This window comes from Longimicrobium sp. (assembly GCF_035474595.1).
Taxonomy (GTDB): domain Bacteria; phylum Gemmatimonadota; class Gemmatimonadetes; order Longimicrobiales; family Longimicrobiaceae; genus Longimicrobium.
Genome location: NZ_DATIND010000047.1, coordinates 17,685 through 39,514 on the forward strand (window position 1 = coordinate 17,685; position 21,830 = coordinate 39,514).

At 71.0% G+C, this 21,830-nt stretch carries 14 protein-coding genes and 1 tRNA gene; 11 read left to right on the forward strand and 4 right to left on the reverse strand.

Annotation, left to right across the window (positions count from 1 at the left end):
* Window positions 1-15 precede the first annotated feature (15 nt).
* Window positions 16-1,287, reverse strand: a complete 1,272-nt coding sequence (locus tag VLK66_RS09170; protein WP_325309097.1) for an ATP-binding protein — start codon at window positions 1,285-1,287, stop codon at window positions 16-18.
* Between the two features lie 268 nt (window positions 1,288-1,555).
* Between VLK66_RS09170 and VLK66_RS09175 the strand changes: the two genes are divergently transcribed.
* The 8 genes from VLK66_RS09175 (at window position 1,556) to VLK66_RS09205 (ending at window position 9,363) form a co-directional block, all read left to right on the forward strand.
* Window positions 1,556-2,368: a D-hexose-6-phosphate mutarotase gene (locus VLK66_RS09175; protein WP_325309098.1), complete on the forward strand. Its 813-nt coding sequence runs from the start codon at window positions 1,556-1,558 to the stop codon at window positions 2,366-2,368.
* 111 nt (window positions 2,369-2,479) lie between these two features.
* Window positions 2,480-2,815: a bacillithiol system redox-active protein YtxJ gene (gene ytxJ, locus VLK66_RS09180; protein ID WP_325309099.1), complete on the forward strand. Its 336-nt coding sequence runs from the start codon at window positions 2,480-2,482 to the stop codon at window positions 2,813-2,815.
* A 230-nt stretch (window positions 2,816-3,045) separates the two neighbouring features.
* A complete protein-coding gene (locus VLK66_RS09185) occupies window positions 3,046-4,434 on the forward strand; it encodes an aminotransferase class V-fold PLP-dependent enzyme (RefSeq protein ID WP_325309100.1) in 1,389 nt (462 codons plus the stop codon).
* A 237-nt stretch (window positions 4,435-4,671) separates the two neighbouring features.
* On the forward strand, window positions 4,672-5,778 hold the full coding sequence (locus VLK66_RS09190; RefSeq protein WP_325309101.1) for a ligase-associated DNA damage response exonuclease: 1,107 nt from the start codon (window positions 4,672-4,674) through the stop codon (window positions 5,776-5,778).
* Window positions 5,779-5,932: 154 nt separating this feature from the next.
* A complete protein-coding gene (locus VLK66_RS09195; protein ID WP_325309102.1) occupies window positions 5,933-7,525 on the forward strand; it encodes an ATP-dependent DNA ligase in 1,593 nt (530 codons plus the stop codon).
* A 367-nt stretch (window positions 7,526-7,892) separates the two neighbouring features.
* Window positions 7,893-7,981, forward strand: a tRNA-OTHER gene (locus tag VLK66_RS09200).
* 126 nt (window positions 7,982-8,107) lie between these two features.
* Window positions 8,108-8,446, forward strand: coding sequence for a helix-turn-helix domain-containing protein (locus VLK66_RS28735; protein WP_414676461.1), 339 nt, complete (start codon window positions 8,108-8,110; stop codon window positions 8,444-8,446).
* Between the two features lie 158 nt (window positions 8,447-8,604).
* Window positions 8,605-9,363 carry a DUF5995 family protein gene (locus VLK66_RS09205; protein WP_325309103.1) on the forward strand — a complete coding sequence of 253 codons (759 nt, stop codon included), beginning with the start codon at window positions 8,605-8,607 and terminating at the stop codon, window positions 9,361-9,363.
* A 141-nt stretch (window positions 9,364-9,504) separates the two neighbouring features.
* Here VLK66_RS09205 and VLK66_RS09210 read toward each other — a convergent pair whose 3' ends face one another.
* Complete coding sequence (locus VLK66_RS09210) at window positions 9,505-14,385, reverse strand: NAD-glutamate dehydrogenase (protein WP_325309104.1); 4,881 nt, start codon at window positions 14,383-14,385, stop codon at window positions 9,505-9,507.
* Window positions 14,386-15,040: 655 nt separating this feature from the next.
* On the opposite strand from VLK66_RS09210, the gene VLK66_RS09215 reads away from it, so the two are divergent.
* Window positions 15,041-16,048, forward strand: coding sequence for a M23 family metallopeptidase (locus tag VLK66_RS09215; RefSeq protein ID WP_325309105.1), 1,008 nt, complete (start codon window positions 15,041-15,043; stop codon window positions 16,046-16,048).
* 116 nt (window positions 16,049-16,164) lie between these two features.
* Here the strand turns inward: VLK66_RS09215 and VLK66_RS09220 are convergent, their stop codons facing one another.
* Window positions 16,165-18,546, reverse strand: coding sequence for a transglycosylase SLT domain-containing protein (locus VLK66_RS09220; RefSeq protein ID WP_325309106.1), 2,382 nt, complete (start codon window positions 18,544-18,546; stop codon window positions 16,165-16,167).
* Window positions 18,547-18,994: 448 nt separating this feature from the next.
* On the reverse strand, window positions 18,995-19,408 hold the full coding sequence (locus VLK66_RS09225) for a response regulator (protein WP_325309107.1): 414 nt from the start codon (window positions 19,406-19,408) through the stop codon (window positions 18,995-18,997).
* Window positions 19,409-19,576: 168 nt separating this feature from the next.
* Here VLK66_RS09225 and VLK66_RS09230 point away from each other — a divergent pair, with 168 nt between their 5' ends.
* Entirely contained in the window at window positions 19,577-20,056 is a 480-nt protein-coding gene (locus VLK66_RS09230) for a hypothetical protein (RefSeq protein ID WP_325309108.1), read from the forward strand.
* A gap of 89 nt (window positions 20,057-20,145) precedes the next feature.
* On the forward strand, window positions 20,146-21,297 hold the full coding sequence (gene bioF / locus VLK66_RS09235) for an 8-amino-7-oxononanoate synthase (protein WP_349260497.1): 1,152 nt from the start codon (window positions 20,146-20,148) through the stop codon (window positions 21,295-21,297).
* Window positions 21,298-21,830: the final 533 nt, after the last annotated feature.

Sequence of the window (21,830 nt, forward strand, 5' to 3'; positions counted from 1 at the left end):
CCGAGTGGTTGATTTTCACGCTGAGTGTGCGGTTGATGAGGTTGGCGTGGCGTTCAGTTCCCAGAGCGCGCTCACGGGCAACGCCGTGAGATGGGTGCCGAAAGAGATGGCTTCGTTGCCGGTGTACAGCACCACGCCATGCATGAACCGCTTCCCCAGCAGCTCCGCGAGATAGCTGAGGTGCCGGAAATCGCGCTCGCTTACGGAGCCGCTCGCCTTCACCTCGATGGCGGCTACGCGGCCGCGAGCGTCCTCCAGCACCAGGTCCACCTCCTGGTCCGTTTGAGTGCGGAAGTGGTAGAGGCGTGGCTGCACTTCACTCCACGCGCACTGCTTCCGGATCTCCATCGACACGAAGTTTTCGAGCAGCGAGCCAAAGATCGTGCCCATGTCCACGCCAGCCGCATCGTCCAGTCCCAGAAGGTACGCCGCGAGGCCCGTGTCGCTCAGCATCAGCTTCGGGGACTTGGTGAGCCGCTTGCCGAGGTTCCCCGACCACGCGGGGAGCGTGTGGACGAGGAACGTCATCTCCAGCAGCGTCATGTAACGCTTGAGGGTGGACTGGGCGATGCCGCTGCTGCGCGACAGCTCGGCGTAATTCAGCAGCGATCCGGCGCGCGTGGCGAGCAGCGCGAGCAGCCGTGGAAGGTCGGTCAGCCCCTCGATGTTGGCGATGTCGCGGATGTCGCGCTGCAGGATCGTGGTGACGTACGAGCCGAACCAGGCCCGGCGGCGGCGCACGCTGCCGCGCGCGAGCACTTCGGGAAACCCGCCGGCGAGCACGCGATTCACGAGATCGGTCCGGTCTATGACCGTTCCGGCGTATGGTGGCAGGGAGCGGGAAAACAGCCCGTCGATGAACCCTTCGCGGACGCTGGCCAGCTCTCCCTGCGAGAGCGGCCACAGCGTCAGCACCTCCATGCGCCCGGCCAGGGACTCGGAGACGGCGGGAAGCATCAGGACGTCGGCGGAGCCGGTCAGCAGGAACCGCCCGGGGCGGCGGGCGCGGTCGATGGTGGCCTTCAGCGCCACGAACAGCTCCGGGGCACGCTGCACCTCGTCCAGGATCACGGGGCCGTCCATTCCCCCGATGAACTCGGCGGGCGCGGTCCGTGCCGCCGCGAGTGCGGTGGCATCGTCGAGCGTCAGGTACCGAGCTTCGAAGCCGGTGCCGGCGAGGGACTGAACCAGCGTGCTCTTTCCTGTCTGCCGTGCGCCGTTGACCAGCACGACCGGAGTGTCGGAGACGGCTTCCTGAAGACAGGTCAGCAAATTGCGCGGGTACATCAGGCCGCTGAGACGAGGGACGTAACCAGTCTGTTTCACTACAACTTATGGGCAAGTGGCTGAAAATCAACCACTGCGTGGCTGAAAATCAGCCAGTGAGTGGTTGATTTTCACGCCGAGTGTGCGGTTTGGCGGATTCCGATCCACGGCCTGCGCCGGGTGCGCGCGACGGCTGCTGGCCGGACAAGATATTGCGATCCAATGGCTTGGGATGATGCAGGCGAGACGGCGATGAACCTCTGGAGGGGATGTGTCACAGGCTGAGGAAGTGAGTGCGGGCCCGATCATTCTCGACACCAGCGCGGGCGGGCGGGTAGAGGTGCTGCGGCACGGGGCGCAGGTGGTGCGGTGGACGGACGCGGCGGGGGGCGAGGTGCTGTACCTGAGCCCGCGGTCGCGCTTCGGGGCGGGGGCGCGCATCCGCGGCGGCATCCCCGTGGTCTTCCCGCAGTTCGCCGAGCAGGGGCCGCTCCCCAAGCACGGGATCGTGCGGACGGCGGAGTGGGAGCTGGAGGAGAGCGGGACGAACCGCGCCGTCCTGCGGCTGGCGGACTCGGCGGACCGGCGCGCAGTGTGGGACCACGCCTTCGAGGCCGAACTGCGGGTGGAGCTGAGCGACGAGCTCACCGTCACCCTCTCCGTCATCAACACCGGCGAGGACGCGTTCGACTTCACCGCCGCGCTGCACAGCTACCTGCACGTGGGCGACATCCACCGCACGGCGGTGCACGGGCTGGGCGGCGTGCGCTTCCGCGACAAGGTGCTGGGCGGACAGCTGCGGGTGCAGGAGACCGACGAGCTGCGGTTCGATTCCGAGACGGACCGCATCTACCTGGACGCGCCCGACGAGGTGTGGGTGCGCGACGAGGCGGAGGAGCGAACGGTGGTCGTCACCAAGCGCGGATTTCCCGACGCGGTGGTGTGGAACCCGTGGGCGGAGCTGGCGGCGAGGACGGAGGACCTGGGCGAGGACCAGTATCCGCGCTTCGTGTGCGTGGAGGCGGCGCAGGCGGGAACGCCCGCGCGGCTGGAGCCGGGGGCACGCTGGGAGGGGGCGCAGACGATCTCCATCACCCGCTGACCATCTCCCGATACCGCCGCGGTACGCCCGTTGCGCGGAGGGGCCCGCCCGCGCGACGGGCGTTTCCTCGTCCGCCGCGGATCGCCGGGGACCACCGAGAATGGAGGCGGGATGAAGGAGATGACGAGCCGCGAGGAGACGGACGCGGCCCTGGGCGAGGAGACCGCGCTGCTCTTCAAGTACAGCATGACCTGCCCGATCAGCGCCAACGCGCGGCAGGAGATGGATTCGCTCCTCTCCGGCGGCGAGCCGGTGCCGGTGTACCGGGTGGACGTGAACGCCCGGCGCGAGGTGTCGGACTACGTGGCCGAGCGCACGGGCGTGCAGCACGAGTCGCCGCAGGTGATCCTGCTGCGCGGCGGCAGGCCGGTGTGGGACGCCGACCGCTTCGGCGTGACCGCGGGCGCCATCCGCGAGCAGCTGGGGCTGGCGGCGCCCGGCGGGTGAGGCGCGTCCGGCGCGCGCGGAGGGGCATCGCCCACGGCACTCACGCGGAGACGCGGAGACGCAGAGAACTCATCTCGCGTTCAGTTCCTCCGCGACTCCTCGTCTCCGCGTGAGATCCCGGGATGCGGCTCGCGAGCGGGCGGCGGGCTTCCCCGTATCCCCCGAACCGGCTAGTTTTGCGAAGCGCTTGCGGGACAGCGCCTTACGTTTTCACGCGAACGAAGCCGAAGATGGGCGATTTCTTCGACGAGCTGCGCCGGCGCGACTTCAGCCGGCTGGACGACCTGGGGCACGTGTATCTGGACTACACCGGCGCCGGACTGTACGCCGAGAGCCAGGTGCGCGCGCACTCCGACTACCTTTGCCACACCGTGCTGGGGAACCCGCACTCGCGGAACCCCACCTCGCAGGCGGCCACGCTGAAGGTGGAGGAGGCGCGCGAGAAGGTGCTGGCGTTCTTCAACGCCGACCCCGAGGCGTACGAGGTCGTCTTTACGCTGAACGCCAGCGGCGCGCTGAAGCTCGTGGCCGAGGCGTATCCGTGGGAGCCCGGCGTGCAGTTCCTGCTGACGGCCGACAACCACAACTCGGTGAACGGGATCCGCGAGTACGCGGCCGCGCGCGGCGCCGAGGTGCGCTACGTGCCGATGGGGCGGGAGCTGCGCGTGGCCGACCTGGAGGCGCACCTCACCTGCCAGGACTGCAACAAGCCCAACCTCTTCGCCTTTCCCGCGCAGAGCAACTTCTCGGGCGTGAAGCACCCGCTGGAGTGGATCGAGACGGCGCGCGCGCACGGCTACCACACGCTGCTCGACGCGGCGGCGTTCGTGCCCACCAACCGGCTGGACCTGGGCCGCTGCACGCCGGACTTCGTCTGCCTCTCGTTCTACAAGATGTTCGGCTTCCCGACCGGCGTGGGCGCGCTGCTGGCGCGGCGCAACGTGCTGGGCGAGCTGAACCGCCCGTGGTTCTCGGGGGGCACCGTGCGCTTCGTCTCGGCGCAGAACCCCGTGTTCCTCCCGCACATCACCGGGCGCGGATACGAGGACGGGACGCCCAACTACCTGGGGATCGCGGCCGCGGCGGCGGGGCTGGACTACATCGGCGAGATCGGGGTGGAGCGCATCAACGCGCACGTGATGGCGCTCACGGCCGTGCTGCTGGAGCGGCTGAGGGCGCTCGCGCACACCAACGGCGCGCCGGTGGTGCGCATCTACGGCCCCGAAGGAATGGAGCGTCGCGGCGGCACCATTGCCTTCAACCTGCTGGACGCCGAGGGCGAGCTGGTGGACTTCCGCATCGTGGAGCAGCGCGCGAACGAGGCCAGCATCTCCATCCGCACCGGCTTCTTCTGCAACCCCGGCGCGGCCGAGTTCGCGTTCGACTACCACGACGAGGAGGCGTTCCGCTGCATCAGCACGATGACGGCGGAGAGCTTCACGCTGCAGCAGTTCTCGGACTGCATGGGCGACCATGCGGTGGGCGCGGTGCGGGCGTCGCTCGGCATCGCCAGCAACGAGGCCGACATCGCGCGCCTCTGCGAGGCTCTGGCCACCTTCCGCGACGCCGACGCCTCCGTGCGCCTGACCCCGGTAGCCGAGCTCGCCACGATCGACTGAAGCGGCGGCGGGATGTGGATCGACGAAGCCCGTCCGGCAGCGCGCCGGGCGGGCTTCGTTGCTTCGCCCTCCCTTTGCGGTTGAAGCCTCGCGCGGTTTGCGAGGCTTTCCGTGGTTGTTGCCGCGGCTTCAGCCGCCTTCTGGCGCCGGCGCCGCGCGCTTTCAAGGTGCGCCCGAGCCCAGCGGCACGGTTTTCGGATGATGCACCCGCGGATCGCGAACGGGAGACGGTTCCGGATGCTGATGCGGATCACCGAGCGGGGGCTGTACTGCGACGCGGGCGACTTCCACGTGGACCCGTGGATGCCGGTGGAGCGCGCCGTGATCACGCACGCGCACGGCGACCACGCGCGCTGGGGCTCGCGCCGGTACCTGGGCTCGCGCGAGGGCGAGCGGGTGATGCGCACGCGCCTGGGCCACGACGCGTCCATCCGTGCCGTGGACTGGGGCGAGCCGGTGGAGGTGAACGGGGTTCGCATCTCCCTCCACCCGGCCGGGCACATCCTGGGCTCGGCGCAGGTGCGCGTCGAGCACCGCGGCGAGGTGTGGGTGGTGTCGGGGGATTACAAGACCGAGCCGGACCCCACCTGCACGCCGTTCGAGCCGGTCGCGTGCCACACCTTCGTCACCGAATCCACCTTCGGGCTCCCCATCTACCGCTGGTCGCCGGACCGCGAGGTGTTCGCGGGGATCGACGCGTGGTGGCGCGCCAACCAGGAGGCGGGGAAGGCGTCGCTCATCTACGGCTACGCGCTGGGAAAGGCGCAGCGGCTGCTGGCCGGGGTGGACCCGCAGATCGGGCCGATCTACGAGCACGGCGCGGTGGCGCGGCTCACGCGCGACTATCGCGACACCGGTGTGGCGCTTCCGCCCACGGAGTACGCCGGCGCCCAGCCGCGCGGCCACGACTGGAGCCGCGCGCTGATCGTCGCCCCGCCCAGCGCGCACGGGACGCCGTGGATGCGCACGTTCGGCGCGGTGAGCACCGCCTTCGCCAGCGGGTGGATGCGGGTGCGCGGCCAGCGCCGCCGCCGCTCCGTCGATCGCGGATTCGTGCTTTCCGACCACGTGGACTGGCCCTCGCTCCTGGCCGCCATCGAGGCGACGGGCGCTGGGCGCGTGTGGGTGACGCACGGGTACCGCGAGCCGGTGGTGCGGTGGCTCCGGCAGCGCGGCATCGAGGCGCAGGCGGTCGCCAGCCGCTGGGAGGGAGACGAGGATGCAGGGGATGTGGAGATCGCGCCGGAGGCGGGGGAGGCGGGTGTGGTGGATAGTGTTGCGGGAGATGGGGATGCGGTGGCGGATTCGATGGATGGGCTCGGGCGAGAGGGGGAGGGCGAATGAATTCGCGGCAACAACGGCCCGAAGTCCGCCTTCGCGGACTGCTGTCCGGCATCCTGCCGTCGAGCCGGTATCGTGCGTGTGATTGGCTGCGCCAACCTTTTCTGCTCTCCGGGCGTAGTTTCGTACTTCCGTACTCTCGTACTTTCGTACTCCAGTGAAGGCATTCGCCGAGCTTTACTCCGCGCTGGACGAGACGACGAAGACGGGCGAGAAGGTGGACGCGCTCGCCCGCTACTTCGCGTCGGTGGCGCCGGCGGACGCGGCTTGGGCGGTGCACTTCCTCAGCGGGCGGCGGCCCAAGCGCCTCGTCGGCGCGCGGAAGCTGGCGGAGTGGGCGATGGACTTCACCGGCACGCCGGAGTGGCTGTTCGGCGAGTGCTACGAGGCCGTGGGCGACCTGGCCGAAACCATCTCCCTTCTCCTGCCGCCCTCCGGCGCGTCCAGCGACCTGCCGCTGCGCGTGTGGGTGGAGGAGCGCCTCCTCGCGCTCCGCGGCGAGAGCGAGCCCACGCAGCGCGAGGCCGTGGTCCGCGCGTGGGGCGAGCTGGACGGCGCGCAGGCGTACGTGTGGAACAAGCTCATCACCGGCTCGTTCCGCGTGGGCGTGTCGCAGAAGCTGGTGGTGCGCGCGATCGCCCGCGTCAGCGGCGTGGACGAGGCGGCGGTGGCGCACCGGCTGATGGGCGCGTGGGACCCGTCGCCCGAGTTCTACGGCCGCCTGGTGGGCGAGGACACGCGCGACACCGACGTCTCCCGTCCCTATCCCTTCTTCCTGGCGCACGCGCTGGAGGGCGAGCCGGACGCGCTGGGCGAGCCCGGCGAGTGGCAGGTGGAGTGGAAGTGGGACGGCATCCGCGCGCAGGTCGTCCGCCGCGCGGGAACCACCTTCATCTGGTCGCGCGGCGAGGAGCTGGTGACCGAGCGCTTTCCCGAGCTGGCGGCCGCGGCGGCGCTGCTGCCCGACGGCACCGTGCTGGACGGCGAGGTGCTGCCGTGGCAGGACGGCGGCCCGCTCCCCTTCGCCCAGCTGCAGCGCCGCATCGGACGCAAGCTGCTGGGGCCGAAGATCCTGGGCGAGGTGCCCGTCGTCCTTCTCGCGTACGACCTGCTGGAGATCGGCGGCCAGGACGTGCGCGAGCGGCCCATCTCCGAGCGCCGGGCGATGCTGGAGGATTTGCTCGCGAGCGTACCCACGAACGGGCGCTTCCTCCTCTCCCCCGTCGTTTCCACGGCGAGCTGGGACGACGTGCGTCAGGCGTACCGCGAGGCGCGGCAGGCCAGCCGCGAGGGGCTGATGCTGAAGCGCGCCGACAGCCCGTATCGCGTGGGCCGCAAGCGCGGCGACTGGTGGAAGTGGAAGGTGGAGCCGTTCACCGTGGACGCGGTGCTGATCTATGCGCAGCGCGGCCATGGCCGCCGCGCCTCGCTCTACACCGACTACACCTTCGCCGTGTGGAGCGGCGGCGAGCTGGTCCCCTTCGCCAAGGCATACAGCGGGCTGACCGACGAGGAGATCCGCCGCGTAGACAGCTTCGTCCGCCGCAACACCGTGCAGAAGTTCGGGCCGGTGCGCGCCGTGAAGCCGGAGCTCGTCTTCGAATTGGGATTCGAAGGGATCCAGCGCTCGCCGCGCCACAAGAGCGGCATCGCCGTCCGCTTCCCGCGCATGCTGAGATGGCGGACGGACAAGAAGCCGGAGGACGCGGACACGCTGGAGATGATCACGGCATTATTAGAACAACGATGAATATCGAATCGAATATAGCTCAGATTTATGAAGTGTTTCGTGAGTGCCTACTTAAGTACAAAAAACCGGCCCGGGCAAAAGCCCGGGCCGGTGCAACCGCGCAAGCGCGCGGCTAGCCCTGAGAACGTGACACAAATCTATATGAGAATGACGATCTTGCAAGAAACTGGTTTTATCTAGATACTCACTCTAGGGACATACCCCCGTTCTCATAGTATGAAACCCCCCTATTACGATTGTAACAGTAAAGAATATCAGCCTAAGCACAAGCACTACCTATATACAGCTAAAACATAGGCACGCTGCGCGCGAACAAGACTCTTGCGCACTCGGCATTTCCGGGGTTATCGTGGGGGCCGTTGGGGTAGGAGGGCGGTCCGCGAGAGGCCTACGCGGCTAGCCCTGAGAACGCTAGAGGGTCTAAAAGCCTGACGGGTTCGATTCCCGCGCCTTCCGCCCCGACTGGGTAATCTAACGATGGTCGAAGGAAATTCCGAGACGAGTCCGACACCACCGCCGACCAACGCACGTGATTTAATTGTGCGTTGGGGTGGGGAGGCGGTCATCTTCGAAGAGGGCTTTATGGCTGTTCCCACTACTTTCCTAAAGTACTTCGGGACGTTAAGCCCAAGTCTTACGCCAACTGAAGCAATTTTTGTCCTTGAGATCATGGTCTACAAGTGGGATGAACGAGCTCCGTTTCCAGGATACAAAACGATCGCGCAGAGAATGGGTGTTTCGGAGGTATATGCCCGCAAGTTGGCACGTACACTCCAAGCAAAGGGGTATCTCAAGCGACAGTTGCGCGTAGGTCAGACAAATGTTTTCGATCTTCAGCCACTGTTCGAGCGACTAGCAGCGCGAGCTATAACAGAGAAGCAGCATAGAACTGTTCGTAACCGGAGAAGCGCAGGTGGTTGATCGCTCGATACGTCATTTATGGAAGATTTCTTGGCTGCTTGTTGCGGATGAGCTGGATTCTAGTCGTCAGAGTTTCGCAGATCCATAGCAGCCCTGCCTTCTATCTACTCTAATTTGAGCAACAACATGAGCAGCGCGCTTCCGACCGACATCGACGGGTGATCGAGCGGCTTTCCACCATCATCCAGGACTGCATCGCCCGGCAGGACCGGCTGGGCTACTTCGCGGCGCTGTACAACCGCGTGACCGTGGCGGTGAAAGACGGCATCGCCAAGGGCGAGTTCGACGACGGGTCGCGGATGGAGCGGCTGGACGTGACCTTCGCCAACCGGTACATCACCGCGTACGAGACCTACCGCTCCGGCGAGGTGCCCACGCTGTCGTGGCTGAAGGCGTTCAAGGCCGCGCAGACGACCGACCACATCGTGCTGCAGCACCTGCTGGCGGGGATGAATGCGCACATCAACCTGGATCTGGGCGTCGCCGCCGCGCGCACCTGCGCCGGGAGCGAGCTGCCGGGGCTGCGCGGCGACTTCGACCGGATCAACGACGTGCTGGCGGCGCTCACGCCGGTGGTGGAGCAGCAGCTGGACGAGTGCTCGCCCGGCTTCGACACGCTGTCGCGGATCGCGCCGAAGCTGGAGCTGAAGATGGTGGGCTTCTCGATGGACAAGGCGCGTGCCGCCGCGTGGGCCTTCGCCGAGGAGCTGGCGCCGCTCCGGCACCTGCCACAGGTGGCCCGGATGGCCGCGCACGACGCCGCCGTGTCGCTCATCGGCGACGCCGTACTGAACGACGGCCTGGTGGTGCGCCTGATCCGCGCGACCGAGAAGGACGACGTAGCGCGCAACATCGACGTCCTCTGCCAGGGCGAGTTCCGCAACGTGGTCCCCGCGCTGATCGGCACGCCGGCCTGACCCCCGAGCGCCGCACCGCGCCCCCATCTCCGGCCCCGCGTCGACTCGATGCGGGGCCGGGCATTTCGAAGGTCCGGGTAGACGCAGAACGGGCCGGCATCGCTGCCGGCCCGTTTCGTATCTCCATCCCCGCCGATCCGGTCAGCTCGCGTTCGCCGTCAGGGCGATGGCTACGGCCTGGAGCTGGCGAACGGCCAGCGCGAACGCCGCCAGCGGGCAGTCGCCCGCCGAGAGCTCGGCGGTCAGGTCGCGGTACGCGCGGAACTCGCGCGGGTGCGCCTTCTCCAGCGCGGCCAGCGCGCGCGCCGGGTCCTCGCCGCCGCGGAGGACGGCGGCCACCACCACGCGCTGCGCGCCGGTCAGGTCGTCGCCCAGCGCGCCGGCGTAGCGCCGCTCCCACGGGTTGTCGCCCGCGGCCACGCGCAGCCCCTCGCGCAGCCGCGCCGTCCCCAGCTTCTCCGACACGGCGTAGAAGGCCCTGGCGGTGCGGATCTCCTCCGTTCCCGCGCCGCGCGCCGCGTGCACGATCTCCAGCAGCTGCGGAAGGAAGCGCAGGGTGATGATGCGCTCGCCCAGCGCCTTCTCCACCCCCAGCTGCTCCAGCTCGCGCAGGCGGTCGTGGAACATGGTCCGGTCGTCGCCCGCCACGAACTTGCCGAAGCTGCCGCGCAGCGCGGAAAGGCCGGTGCGCGCCTCCTCGATCAGCGCGCCGGTGTCGCCGCCGTCCGGGAGGTTGGCCAGGAGCCAGTGCGTGGTCTGCTCCAGCACCCGCGCCAGCCCGTTCAGCCAGCGGTAGATGGTCTCCGACGGGAAGCGCCCCTCCGCCCCGGCCAGGTCCGCGCGGATCTCCGGCGCCCCGGCCACGCGGCTGGCGACGAGCCATGCACGCACCACCTCGGCGATCCCCCGCCCCGTGTCGCGGCTCACGCGGTGGAGGAACGACGAGCCCATCAGGTTCACCAGGTCGTTCACCAGCTCGGTGGTGATGATCTCGCGCCGCAGCCGGTGCTCGCGCAGCCGCGCGGGGCCGGCCGCCTCCACCGCCGCGGGCGGGAAGTAGTCCACCAGGTACTCGTCGGTCGCCGGGTCGTCGGGCACGGTGCTCTCCAGCAGCGCACCCTTGGCCTGCAGCTTGGCGTGGGCCAGGAGGACGGCCAGCGTGGGGCGCGTGAGCCCGGTCTTGTTCTGCCGCCGCGCCCGCAGCCCCTCGGCGTCGGGCATTCCCTCGGCCGCGGGGTCCAGCCGCCCGTCGCGCGCCCGCGCCTCCATGAACGAGGCGAAGTCGTCCAGCGCCTCCCTGCTCCGCAATTCGTCGAGCGAGACGGCGAGCGACTGGCCGAAGTTGTTGCGCAGCACCAGCCGGTTCACGTCGCCGGTCATCGACCGCAGCAGCTCGTTGCGGCCCTCCATCGCCAGGTCGCCGTCGCGCACCACGCGGCCCACCAGGATCTTCAGGTTCACCTCGTGGTCCGACATGTCCACGCCGGCCGAGTTGTCCAGCGCGTCAGTGTTGATCTTCCCGCCGCGGAGCGCGAAGTCGATGCGCCCCTGCTGGGTGAAGCCCAGGTTGCCGCCCTCGCCCACCACCTTGGCGCGCAGCTCGCCGCTCTCGATGCGCACGGGGTCGTTGCTGGTGTCGCCCACGTCGGCGTTGGTCTCGTCGGGCGAGCGCACGTAGGTGCCGATGCCGCCGTTCCAGAGCAGGTCCACCGGCGCCTTCAGCACCGCGCGCACCAGCCCCTCGCCGTCCAGCCGCCCCACGCCGTCGGCCAGCCCCAGCGCGGCGCGCGCCTCGGGCGTCAGCTCCACCTCCTTGCTGGCGCGGGGAACGATCATGGCGCCGGGAGAAAGGACGGAGCGGTCGTAGTCGTCCCAGCTGGAGCGGGGGAGGTCGAACATCCGCTTCCGCTCGGCGAACGAGCGCGCCGGGTCGGGGTCGGGGTCGATGAAGATGTGCCGGTGGTCGAACGCCGCCACCAGGCGGATGACGGGCGACAGCAGCATCCCGTTGCCGAACACGTCGCCGCTCATGTCGCCGATGCCGGCCACGGTGAAGGGCTGCGTCTGGATATCCGTGCCCATCTCGCGGAAGTGCCGCTTCACGCACTCCCACGCCCCGCGCGCGGTGATCCCCTCGACCTTGTGGTCGTATCCCTGGCTGCCGCCGCTCGCGAACGCGTCATCCAGCCAGAAGCCGTACTCCGCCGCCACCGCGTTGGCCGTGTCGGACAGGTGCGCCGTCCCCTTGTCGGCCGCGACCACCAGGTACGGGTCGTCGCCGTCGTGGCGGACCACGTCGGGCGGCGGCACCACCCTGCCGTCGACCAGGTTGTCGGTGAGGTCCAGCAGGCCGCGCATCAGCGTCATGTACTGCTGGCGCGCCTCCTCCATCTGCGCGTCGCGGTCGGCCGGCTGCCGCTTGGTGATGAAGCCGCCCTTGGAGCCGCTGGGAACGATGGTGGCGTTCTTCACCACCTGGGTCAGGACGAGCCCCAGGATCTCGGTGCGGAAGTCGTCGGGGCGGTCGCTCCAGCGGATGCCGCCGCGCGAGACCGGCGCGGCGCGCAGGTGCACCCCCTCCATCCGCGCGGAGTGGACGTAGACTTCGTAGAGGAGACGCGTCTTCTTCAGGTCCTCCACGTCCGCCGAGCGCACCTTCACGGAGATGTAGGGGACGCCGCCGGAGCGGAAGACGGGGTCCGCGCCGCCGTGACGGAAGTAGTTGGTGCGGACCGTGGCCTCCACCAGGTTCATCAGCCGCCGGAGCGCCCGGTCGTCGGCCAGCGACGTCACCTTCTCCAGCTCCACCAGCACCGTCTGCCGCAGCCCCTGCATCTCCGCCTTCGTCGTCTTCTTTTCCGGCGACAGGCGCGCATGGAAGAGGTCGATCAGGAGACGCGCGAAGTGGGGATGGGTGGTGAAGGCGCGCACCGGGGCCAGGCGGCTGGGCACCGCGCCGATCTGCGAGGCGTAGTTGGCGTAGGTGCGCACCACGTCCACCTCGCGCCACCGCAGCCCGGCCAGGAGGGTGAGGGCGGCGTAGGCGTCGCGCTCCGCGTCGCCCGCGCGCGAGGCCAGCAGGCTTTCCGCCAGCGCGCCGAACAGCTCCGGGGGGATGGGCTCGCCCGCGCGCGTCTGCACGTGGAACGAGTACACCATCAGGTGCGGCAGCTCGTCGCTGGGCTGGAACTCGAAGGTGTCGACCTCCAGCACCTTCACCCCGTGGTCCTCCAGGATGGGCATGAAGTCGGAGAGCACCAGCCGCTCGCCCGCGAGGTACAGGCGCAGCACGGTGGCCCCGGCGGCCACCAGCTCGCCGTCCACCGCGGGGCGGAGGAGGAGGGAGACGGTCTGGCCGGCGCGCAGCATCTCGTCCATGCGCAGGACGTCGGGGACCGTGGCCAGCGGATTGTTGGCCGCGCGGTAGTCGGCGCCCACCACCTGGCCGTACGCCTGCGCCAGGCGGCGCGCCTCGCCCGCGTCCACCGCGTGCGCCAGCCGCTCCTCGAGCAGGTCTTCCCACGAGCGCAGGAGCTCGCCGATCCCGGCCTCAAGGTCGCGCTCGGTGGCCGCCACGTCGCCCTGCCCCGGCGCGGCGCCGTCGCGCCCGGTGAGGTAGTAGTGGATGCGCGCCTGGTCGGCCGCGCCGGCCGGGTTGGAGCTACGCAGCGTGGCCCCCAGCCGCCGCTCCAGCATGGCCCCGATCTCCTTGCGGATGCGGTTGCTGAAGCGCCCGCGCGGGAGGATGACCATCACCGCCGCCTCGTTGCGCAGCGGGTCGGGGCGCAGCACCACCCGCACCTCGTCGCTGAACAGGTGCCCAAGGACCGCGTCCACCTCGTCGCGCAGCTGCCCGGTGGAGGCCTGGAACAGCTCCTCCTTGGGCATCTCGTGCAGGATGGAGATGATCTCCTTGTAGTCGTGGCTCCCCGGGCGCGCGCCGTCCTGCTCCAGCAGCGAGCGCACCTTGTGGCGCACGATGGGGATCTCGGCGGGGTTCTGGCCGTACGCCTGGCTGGTGAACAGCCCCAGGAAGCGCCACTCGCCCACCACGTTCCCCTGCTCGTCCAGCCGCTTCACGCCGATGTAGTCCATCCGCGCCAGGCGGTGCACCGTGGACTCGCGGTTGGCCTTGCTGACGATGAGCAGCGGCCCGCGCAGCACGCGCTCGCGCAGCGCCGGCTGCATGGTGCCGATGCGCTGCGGGTCGGCGTACTGCGAGCGGTCCTCGTCGGCCAGGATCCCCAGCCCGCTCCCCTTTTCCACCCGCACCACGGCCTGCTCGCCCTCGCCCGCGATCTCGTAGGCGCGCGCGCCCAGGAAGACGAAGTTCCCCTCGCGCAGCCACCCCAGGAACTCCAGGTACTCGCCGTACTCGCGCGCGCGGTCGGGAAAGCGGCGGACGTAGCCGGCCACCGCGGCCTGCACCCGCTCCACCTGCCGCACCATGGCGGCGAAGTCGCGTGTGGCCTCCACCACGTCGCTGAGCCGCCGGCGCACCTCTTCGCGGATCTCGGCGGCGCGCTCGCGGCGCGGAACGTGGGGGATCTCCACGTGCCCCAGCGCCTCCAGCCCCTCGCCGCCGCCCGCGCCGGTGCCCACCGCGGTGATGGCGCCGTCCTCCGCCCGCTGCACGCGCAGCACGGGGTAGACGTAGTGGAGGATGGGGATGTTCTCGGCGTTCAGGTACTCGCGGATGGTGTCCACGATGAACGGACGGTCGCCCACCTCGGTGCGGATGACGGTGACGGGCGCCTTCCACCCCTCGTCGCGGGGGTCGGTGACCTCGGCGTTCACCTGGTCGGGGCGGGCGCGCTTCAGGAACTCCCACGCGCCCAGCGTCATGGCGGCCAGCTCCTCCACCGAGCGCTCCTCCAGCAGCGTGCGGGGGATGCGGCCGAAAAAGATCCGCGCGAAGTCGCAGGCAAGCTGCTGGTCCGCGCGGCCCTGGGTGCCGATGTAGTTGCAGAGCTCGTCGACCGTGACCGACTGGGCGGACGAGGGAAGGGTGACGGTACTCATTCAGCCATGCTCGAACGGGTTGGTACGGGTTACGGAAACGCGCGCCAATGTAGCGGATGGGGAGCGGTTTGGCACGGGGAGGAAAGGAAGTGCGGAAGTGCGGAAGTGCGGAAGTGCGAGAGTGCGAGAGTGCGAGAGTGCGAGAGTGCGAGAGTGCGTGAGTGCGGGGTGCGGGAGGAGCTTCGGTGCGCATCGGCCGGCATCGCGCCCTCTCCGGCCGGCCGAGGCCGTCCACCTCTCCCGTACCGGGAGAGGTAGCTCGATGAGATTTGCGCGACTACGGCGGCACCTTGCCCGCCCCGCTGGCCCCCCTCCCCCCGGCCCTCAGCGCAGGTCCGGGCCTCCGCCACACCGAAGCCACCAGCGCGAGCCGGATCATGCAGGCCGCGCCGATGCTGCCCCCGCCCCCCTCGCCCGGTACGGGAGAGGGCGAGCGCTCTAAGGCGCGGGGAGAGGGCTCCGCGGCGAGCACCGGCGCCCGGCCAGCACCGATGCCGCGCGGCTCACCGATTCCAGCGCACTCCCGCACTCCCGCACTCCCGCACTTCCGCACTTATCTCCCTTCCCCTTCCGCGCCATCCTGTGTATCTTCGTGAATCCCCCACACCTACGACACTTGCAGCCGCTCCGGGGCAATCCGACCGCGGGCCTTCTCATGCATCGCCGCCGTATCGACCTTCTGTCCTTCGTCGCTCCCCTCGTGGGCGCCCTCGCCATCGCGCTGCTGTCGGTGGGGATGGTGAGCGCGTGGGCGCGTGCCGACGCACCCGAGTCCGCCGACGCCGCGCTGACGGTGCTTCCCGCGATGCGCGCGGCGCCGGCGGTGGTGGTGGACACGCAGTTCATCGGGGGATACGCCAAGGGGACGTTCGCGGACGCGCTGCAGGCCGTGGCGGGCGACCTGTCGCAGCCCGAGCGCGAGATGATCGGGCGGCACCTGGACAAGATCTTCCTTCCCCTCCTGAACCAGCAGGGGATGCCCAACGGCGGGCGCCTGCGGCTGGCGTACGAGCGCACCCGCAAGCCCGACGGCACCACCCGCGCCATCCAGGTGCTGGCGGCCGAGGCGGCGGTGGGCGGCACGCTCTACACCGTGTTCCTCTACGACCACGGCGACCGCCCCGGCTACTACGACGACTGGGGCCGCTCGCTCGACCCGGTGCCGTGGACGGGGCCGCTGTCCAGCATGCGGGTGACGTCGCCGTTCGCGTCCAACCGCTTCCACCCCATCCTGCACCGCGTGCTCCCGCACCTGGGCGTGGACCTGGCGGCGGCGTACGGCACGCCGGTGCGCGCCGCGGCGGACGGGAGCATCACCTGGAGCGGGCCCAAGGGCGGATACGGCAACCTGATCGAGGTCACGCACCCCAACGGCTACGCCACGCGCTACGGCCACCTTTCGTCGGTCGCCGTCCGCCCCGGCGCCATCGTCCGCCAGGGCGACGTGATCGGCTACGTGGGCGCCACGGGGCTGGCCACCGCGCCGCACCTGCACTACGAGGTGCGCCGCAAGGGCCTGCCGGTCGACCCCATGCTGGTGCAGCCCACCGCCCGCACCACCGGCGACGTGGGCTACGACTTCGGCTGGCGCCAGGAGCGCACCTCGCTGGCCGAGCTGCTCGCCCGCGCCCCGCAGGTGGTGTCGTCGGGGACGAGCTACTGACGGTGAGGCGGATGGAGCTGACGAGCGGGGCCGGCGCGATCAGCGCCGGCCCCGCTTCCGTTGTCGCAGCTGTCGCCACCGTCCTCGCCTTCAGGAATCTTCCGCACTTCCGCACTTCACCCGCCGTACAGCCCGCGGTAGATGGCGCGGTTGCGGGTGAGGATCTTCACGTAGTCGCGCGTTTCGTCGAAGGGGATGCGCTCGGTGAAGAGCTCCGGGTCGCGGTGCTCGGGGAAGGAGCGCCAGCGGTTGGCGCGCCCCGGCCCCGCGTTGTAGGCCACGAAGACGAGCGGCAGGTCGCCGCCGTAGTTGCGGATCTGCGCGGCCAGGAAGCGCGTTCCCAGGTGCACGTTGATCTCGGGGTTGAAGAGGAGGTCGGAGCTCCATCCCCCCACCCCCGCGCCCGCGGCCAGCCCCGAGGCGGTCCCCGGCATCACCTGCATCAGCCCCATCGCCCCGGCGCGGGAAAGGGCGCGCGGCTTGAACGACGACTCCTGGCGGATGAGCGCCGCCGCCAGGAACGGGTCCACCCCGCGCTCCCGCGCCTCGGCCGCGATCATGTCGCGGAAGGGGAAGGGGTAGAGGATGCGCGCCAGCCGCAGGTCGTACGGCGCGCCCGCCTTGCGCACCTCCAGCCCGATGCGGATCCCCTGCGGCGCGAAGCCGCGCGCCTCCAGCGCCTCGGCGAGCGGGTAGAGGAGCGCGCGGTCGGTCCCCGCCTCCTTCACGCGCCGGGCGACGTCCTCCTCGGCCTCGCGCCAGAGGTCGGCCTTGCGCAGCAGGTCCAGCGTCTCCATCCACCCGCGCACCCGCTCCACCGCCGCCGGGGCGTCGGCGGGGGCGGGGGCCAGGGGGATGGGCCAGTAGCGCTCGCCCATGCGCTCGGCCGCGCGGACGGAGTAGTACGACAGCGGCTCCTTGGCGCGCACCTCGCGCCAGCGCTCGCGCGCGCCGGCGGCGTCTCCGCGCGCGGCGGCGGCGCGGCCGGCCCAGTACGTGGCCTGCAGCCACAGGTCGCCCGCGGGAAAGCGGGCGCGGTACTGGTCGTACGCGCCCGCCGCGCCCCCCCAGTCGCCCGCCAGCAGCGCCGCGCCGCCCAGGCGCATCAGCGCCTGCCCCGCGCGCGGCGAGGTGGGATACTCGGAGGCGAGGCGGCGCAGGATCGCGTTCGCGCCCGCCGCGTTCGCATCGCCCGCCAGGTCCGCCGCCTGCCAGAGCGCGTCGGCGGACGAGGGCTGGCCGGGGAAGCGCCGCGCCGTCTCCATGAACGCCTGCATGGCGGCGGCGCGCCCCTGCGTCCGGTACCGCGACCGCCCGACGAGGTACGACGCCTCCGCGGCCACCGGCGGCGGCGCGTCGCCGATAGTGGAGAGCGCGCCGACGGCCTCGGCGAAGCGGCCGGCGGCGAAGAGCGCGCGCCCCATCCGCATCTGCACGTCCTGCCGCTGCGCGGGCGCGCCGCCGCCGGCCGACAGCCACGCGCGGTAGCCGTCCGCCGCGCGGCCGGGGTTCCCGTTGCGGTCGTACGCCAGGGCGATGGCGAGATCGTCGTCGGCCCCCAGCCGCGGGAGCGCGGCAAGGGTGCGCGCCGCGTCCACCGCCGCGACACCGGCCGCCGCGTCGGAGAGGGCGGCGCGCAGCTCCTGACGGGCGGCCGCGGTGTCGCCCTGCGCCAGCGCGGCCTGCGCGGCGAGCGTTGCCAGCGCGGCGCGCTCCGCCGGCTCGGTGGCGCGGGCGCGGAAGGCGAGCGCCAGCGCGCGGGCGCCGGCGGGGTCGCGCGCGGCCCGGTACGCGCCGACGCGGGCGCGCCGCGAGCGGAGCGGCGCCTCCGCTACGCCGTCGCCGACGAGCGCGCGGATGCGCGCCGTGTCCCCGCGCTCCACCAGCGCCTCGGCGGCCAGGACGCTCGCCCAGCCGGAGAGCGCGGGGGTGCGGGTGCGCGCGGCCTCCAGCGCCCGCACCCCTTCGTCCACGCGCCCGGCGCGGAGGAGGACGAGCCCGTAGCGCAGCTCCGCGACGCCCTCCCACTCCGGGACCTCGCGCCCGGCCGACGCCCGCAGCGCGCGTCCGTACGCGTCCGCCGCGCCCGCCAGGTCGCGCGCCTCCTCGCGCGCGCGGCCGAGGAGAAACCACCCCTCGCCGTGCTCCAGCGTGTCCAGCCATGGCTTGGCGTTCAGCAGCCCGCGCACGTTGCTCCACCCGCCCCACGCGCCCTCGGTGCGGGCGGCCAGGAGGACGAGCCCCGGCGCCGAGTCCGCGCGGACGAGCTCGCGGAGACGGCGCGCGGCGGCCCAGTTGCGCCCGGCGCGCAGCAGCTCCGCCACGTCCTGCGGAACGGGGACGTTGGCGACCTTGGCCGGCACGCGCGTCGGGGCGGGCGCGAGCGCCGGCGCGGGGCCGGGCTTCGCCGGCTCGGGCGAGGCGAGGCGCACGGCGCCCCAGACCAGCAGCGGCGCGGCGAGGACGGGAAGCATGAGCAGGATGCGGCGTTGATCCATCAGAAGCGGGTCGGCGGTGCGCAGGAGCGGTCACCGGACGGCTCCGCGAGGAGTGTGCCCCCGGGGAAGTGCGGGAGTGCGAGAGTGCGAGAGTGCGAAAGTGGGGGACGGGGGATTCGGAGGCTTGAGTGTTTAAGTGCTGAGTGCTGAGTGCTGAGTGCTGAGTGCTGAGTGCTGAGTTGGGCGATGGCGGAAGCGACGTTCCTCGCGTCGGGGATGTGGAAAACGCTCGTTCGGGACGGGGCCGGTACGCGTTTGTCCCCCGCCGCAGCCAGCCAGCGGGGATGCGGGAAGCTTGCGTCGAGACTTCGGCGTGACGAGGCCGCCGGGGGCCCGGCGCCGTTGGGCACGGTCGTATCGTGCCCTACGGCGCGCGCAGCCCGGTTCCGCGCCCCGGCGCGGAACACGCCCGAACCCGGCGGTTACGTCGGTTGGGGACGGCGAAGAATCAGTGGGAAACTTCGAGTTCGCCGAGGCGGCGGCGCACTTCCTCGAGGACGCGGCGGGGGTCGCAGGGCTTGGTCAGGTACCCGTCGCACCCCGCGTCGATCGCGCGTTTGCCCACCGAGCCGTAACGGTGTGCGGTGATGATGACCACCGGGATGGCTCCGGTTTCGGGGTCGAGCTTCAGCGTCTCGGTGGCGCGGATGCCGTCCATGCCGGGCATGGAGATGTCCATCAGGATCAGGTCGGGATGCTCCTCGCGCGCGGCGCGGATCCCCTCCGCCCCGTTGTCCGTGGCCAGCACGCGGTAGCCGTGGTGATGCAGGTACATCGCGTTGATCGCCCGCATCTCGATCTGGTCCTCGACGATCAGCACGGTCTTCGCGCCACGCGTCTTCTGATCGAACGCCTGGTACATCTGTTACCCTCTGCTACGTTCCGGATGATGGAAGTGGGTGTCCTGCAACGTAATACGCGTGTACACGCCGCGCCACGGTTTGGGTCCCACTTTCATCCGGTCGCACTCAACTGCTACGTCTTGCCCCGGATCGGAGCCGGGATGCATCTTCCCCCCAGGAGGTGAGAGATGAAGAAGATCATCCTTGTGTGCGCCCTGTCGCTCGCGCCCGCCGCGCCCGTCGCGCTGGCTGCGCAGGCGGTGCCCCTGCCGCGCGACACCGTGCCCACGCACGTTCCCGTGCCGCTGCCGCCCAGCTTCCCCGCCGGTCCCGACGCCACGTCGATGACCGGGCATCGGGGCGGCGACGTGCTGGCCGCCGCGGGCGAGGGCGCGCTGGCCGGGGCGGTGCTCGGGGTGGTGGCCACGCAGGCCACGCCGGAGTGCGCGCCCTCGGACTCGCCGGGTGAGGCGGCCGCGGTGGGCGCCGGGATCGGCGCGGTATGGGGCGGGCTGCGCGCGCTGGTGATGGGGCGGCGCGCGCGCATGCCGCCGGTGCTGGTGAACACGCCCGTGCGCGGGGACCGGCGCGTGAACGCTCCGCGGCCGCCGGTGGTGGACGACCGCTGCCTGGGAACGCTGCCGGGACGTTCCGACCTGCGGCAGTGATCGACAGCGCGCTACCCGAGGTCTCCGCCGCCCCGCCCGCCGCGGACGCGACGTCGCTGGACGATGTGCTGCGAGGCGAGCTGGCGGAGATGGAGCGGGCGGGGCTGCGCCGGTCGCTGCGCCGCGTCGAGCATCGGCGCGGCGCCGAGGCCGTGGTGGACGGCCGCGCCGCGGTGGACTTCTCCTCGAACGACTACCTGGGCCTCGCCTCCGACCCGCGCATCGCCGAGGCGGCGGCGCGGGCGCTGCGCGACGCGGGCACCGGGGCTGCTGCGGCGCGGCTGATCTCCGGCAATCACCCGCTGCACGACGAGCTGGAGCGCGAGCTGGCGCGGTTCAAACGCGCGCCGGCCGCGCTCCTCTTCGCGTCCGGCTACGCGGCCAACACGGGCGCCATCCCCGCCCTCGTCGGCCGCGGCGACGCCGTCTACTCCGACGCGCTGAACCACGCCTCGCTGATCGACGGGTGCCGCCTCTCCCGCGCGGCGCTCCGCGTCTTCCCGCACGGCGACGTCGGCGCGCTGGAGGCGATGCTGCGCGCGGACGCCGGGCTCTTCCGGCGCCGGCTGATCGTGGCCGATTCCGTCTTCTCCATGGACGGCGCGCTCTTCCCGCTGGACGCGCTGGCGGAGGTCGCGCGGCGCCACGGCGCGTGGACGTACGTGGACGACGCGCACGGCACCGGCGTTCTGGGGGATGGCGGACGCGGCGCGGTCGAGCGCTGGGGCGTGGAGGGGCGGATCGACGTGGTGATGGGGACGCTGGGCAAGGCGCTGGGGACGGCGGGCGCGTTCGTGGCCGGATCGGCGACGCTGTGCGAATGGCTGATGAACCGCGCGCGCCCGTTCGTCTTCACCACCGCCTCGCCGCCCGCGCTGGCGGCCGCATCGCTCGCGGCGCTGGGGATCGCGCGCGAGGAGCCGTGGCGGCGCGAGCGCCTGCGCACCAACGCCCGCCGCCTGCGCGCGGGGCTGGACGCGCTCGGCCGCCCTGCGCCCGGCGAGGCGGACGGCCACATCGTCCCCGTCCTCACCGGTGGCGCGGAGGCAACGGTGCGCGCGGGCCGCCTCCTGCTCGAGCGCGGCTTCCTGGTCGGCGCCGTCCGCCCGCCCACGGTGCCGCCCGGCACCTCGCGCCTGCGCCTCACCCTCTCCGCCGCCCACACGCCCGAGCAGGTGGACGGGCTGCTGGCGGCGCTCGCGGAAGTGCTGCCATCTCCATCAACCCCATCGCCCCGCTGATCCAACCATATCGATCGATCGGATCCGGATCGGTGGGGCATTGCGGCGAGACCCACGACGGGAGCGCGGCCGCAACACTCCTAACTGCGTCATCAGGGGGTGATGGACGAGGCCGACGGCCGTGCCCGTCCGCGACTCTCTTCCCGCTGGACGAGTCCGCAGCGATACCTCTCGTTTTCGTCGCGGCCTGATATGTCGGAAATTTCCGACATATCGATTCGCATCCTCGCACCCCACCTCCGTCACTCGGAACCTCGCGGAGATTTCGTCCGCCGCCATATCGACAATCTGTCGGCGCCGCGGTCGCGCACGATGGATTGCCTGGCGCCGGATCTACCTGATGACGCAGTTGAGAGCGTGTCCACCACGCCGGAGCCGCGGACGCGCGTCTCGGCTTTCCGGCGGCTCGCGTCCGATAGCGGACCGGACGTCGTCGGTAGGCCTTTGGAGATGATCCGCCGTCCACGTTGCGACCTCCGGGTGCCGCGACGAGCCACCGGGGTGGACGCGGGAGGATCGGGAGGCGAAGTTGT

Bases quoted from the DNA above. Each gene is read 5' to 3' on its own strand.
- VLK66_RS09170 (WP_325309097.1), bottom strand. From the start codon at position 1,287: ATGTACCCGCGCAATTTGCTGACCTGTCTTCAGGAAGCCGTCTCCGAC.
- ytxJ (WP_325309099.1), top strand. From the start codon at position 2,480: ATGAAGGAGATGACGAGCCGCGAGGAGACGGACGCGGCCCTGGGCGAG.
- VLK66_RS09185 (WP_325309100.1), top strand. From the start codon at position 3,046: ATGGGCGATTTCTTCGACGAGCTGCGCCGGCGCGACTTCAGCCGGCTG.
- VLK66_RS09190 (WP_325309101.1), top strand. From the start codon at position 4,672: ATGCTGATGCGGATCACCGAGCGGGGGCTGTACTGCGACGCGGGCGAC.
- VLK66_RS28735 (WP_414676461.1), top strand. From the start codon at position 8,108: ATGGCTGTTCCCACTACTTTCCTAAAGTACTTCGGGACGTTAAGCCCA.
- VLK66_RS09210 (WP_325309104.1), bottom strand. From the start codon at position 14,385: ATGAGTACCGTCACCCTTCCCTCGTCCGCCCAGTCGGTCACGGTCGAC.
- VLK66_RS09215 (WP_325309105.1), top strand. From the start codon at position 15,041: ATGCATCGCCGCCGTATCGACCTTCTGTCCTTCGTCGCTCCCCTCGTG.
- VLK66_RS09220 (WP_325309106.1), bottom strand. From the start codon at position 18,546: ATGGATCAACGCCGCATCCTGCTCATGCTTCCCGTCCTCGCCGCGCCG.
- VLK66_RS09225 (WP_325309107.1), bottom strand. From the start codon at position 19,408: ATGTACCAGGCGTTCGATCAGAAGACGCGTGGCGCGAAGACCGTGCTG.
- VLK66_RS09230 (WP_325309108.1), top strand. From the start codon at position 19,577: ATGAAGAAGATCATCCTTGTGTGCGCCCTGTCGCTCGCGCCCGCCGCG.
- bioF (WP_349260497.1), top strand. From the start codon at position 20,146: ATGGAGCGGGCGGGGCTGCGCCGGTCGCTGCGCCGCGTCGAGCATCGG.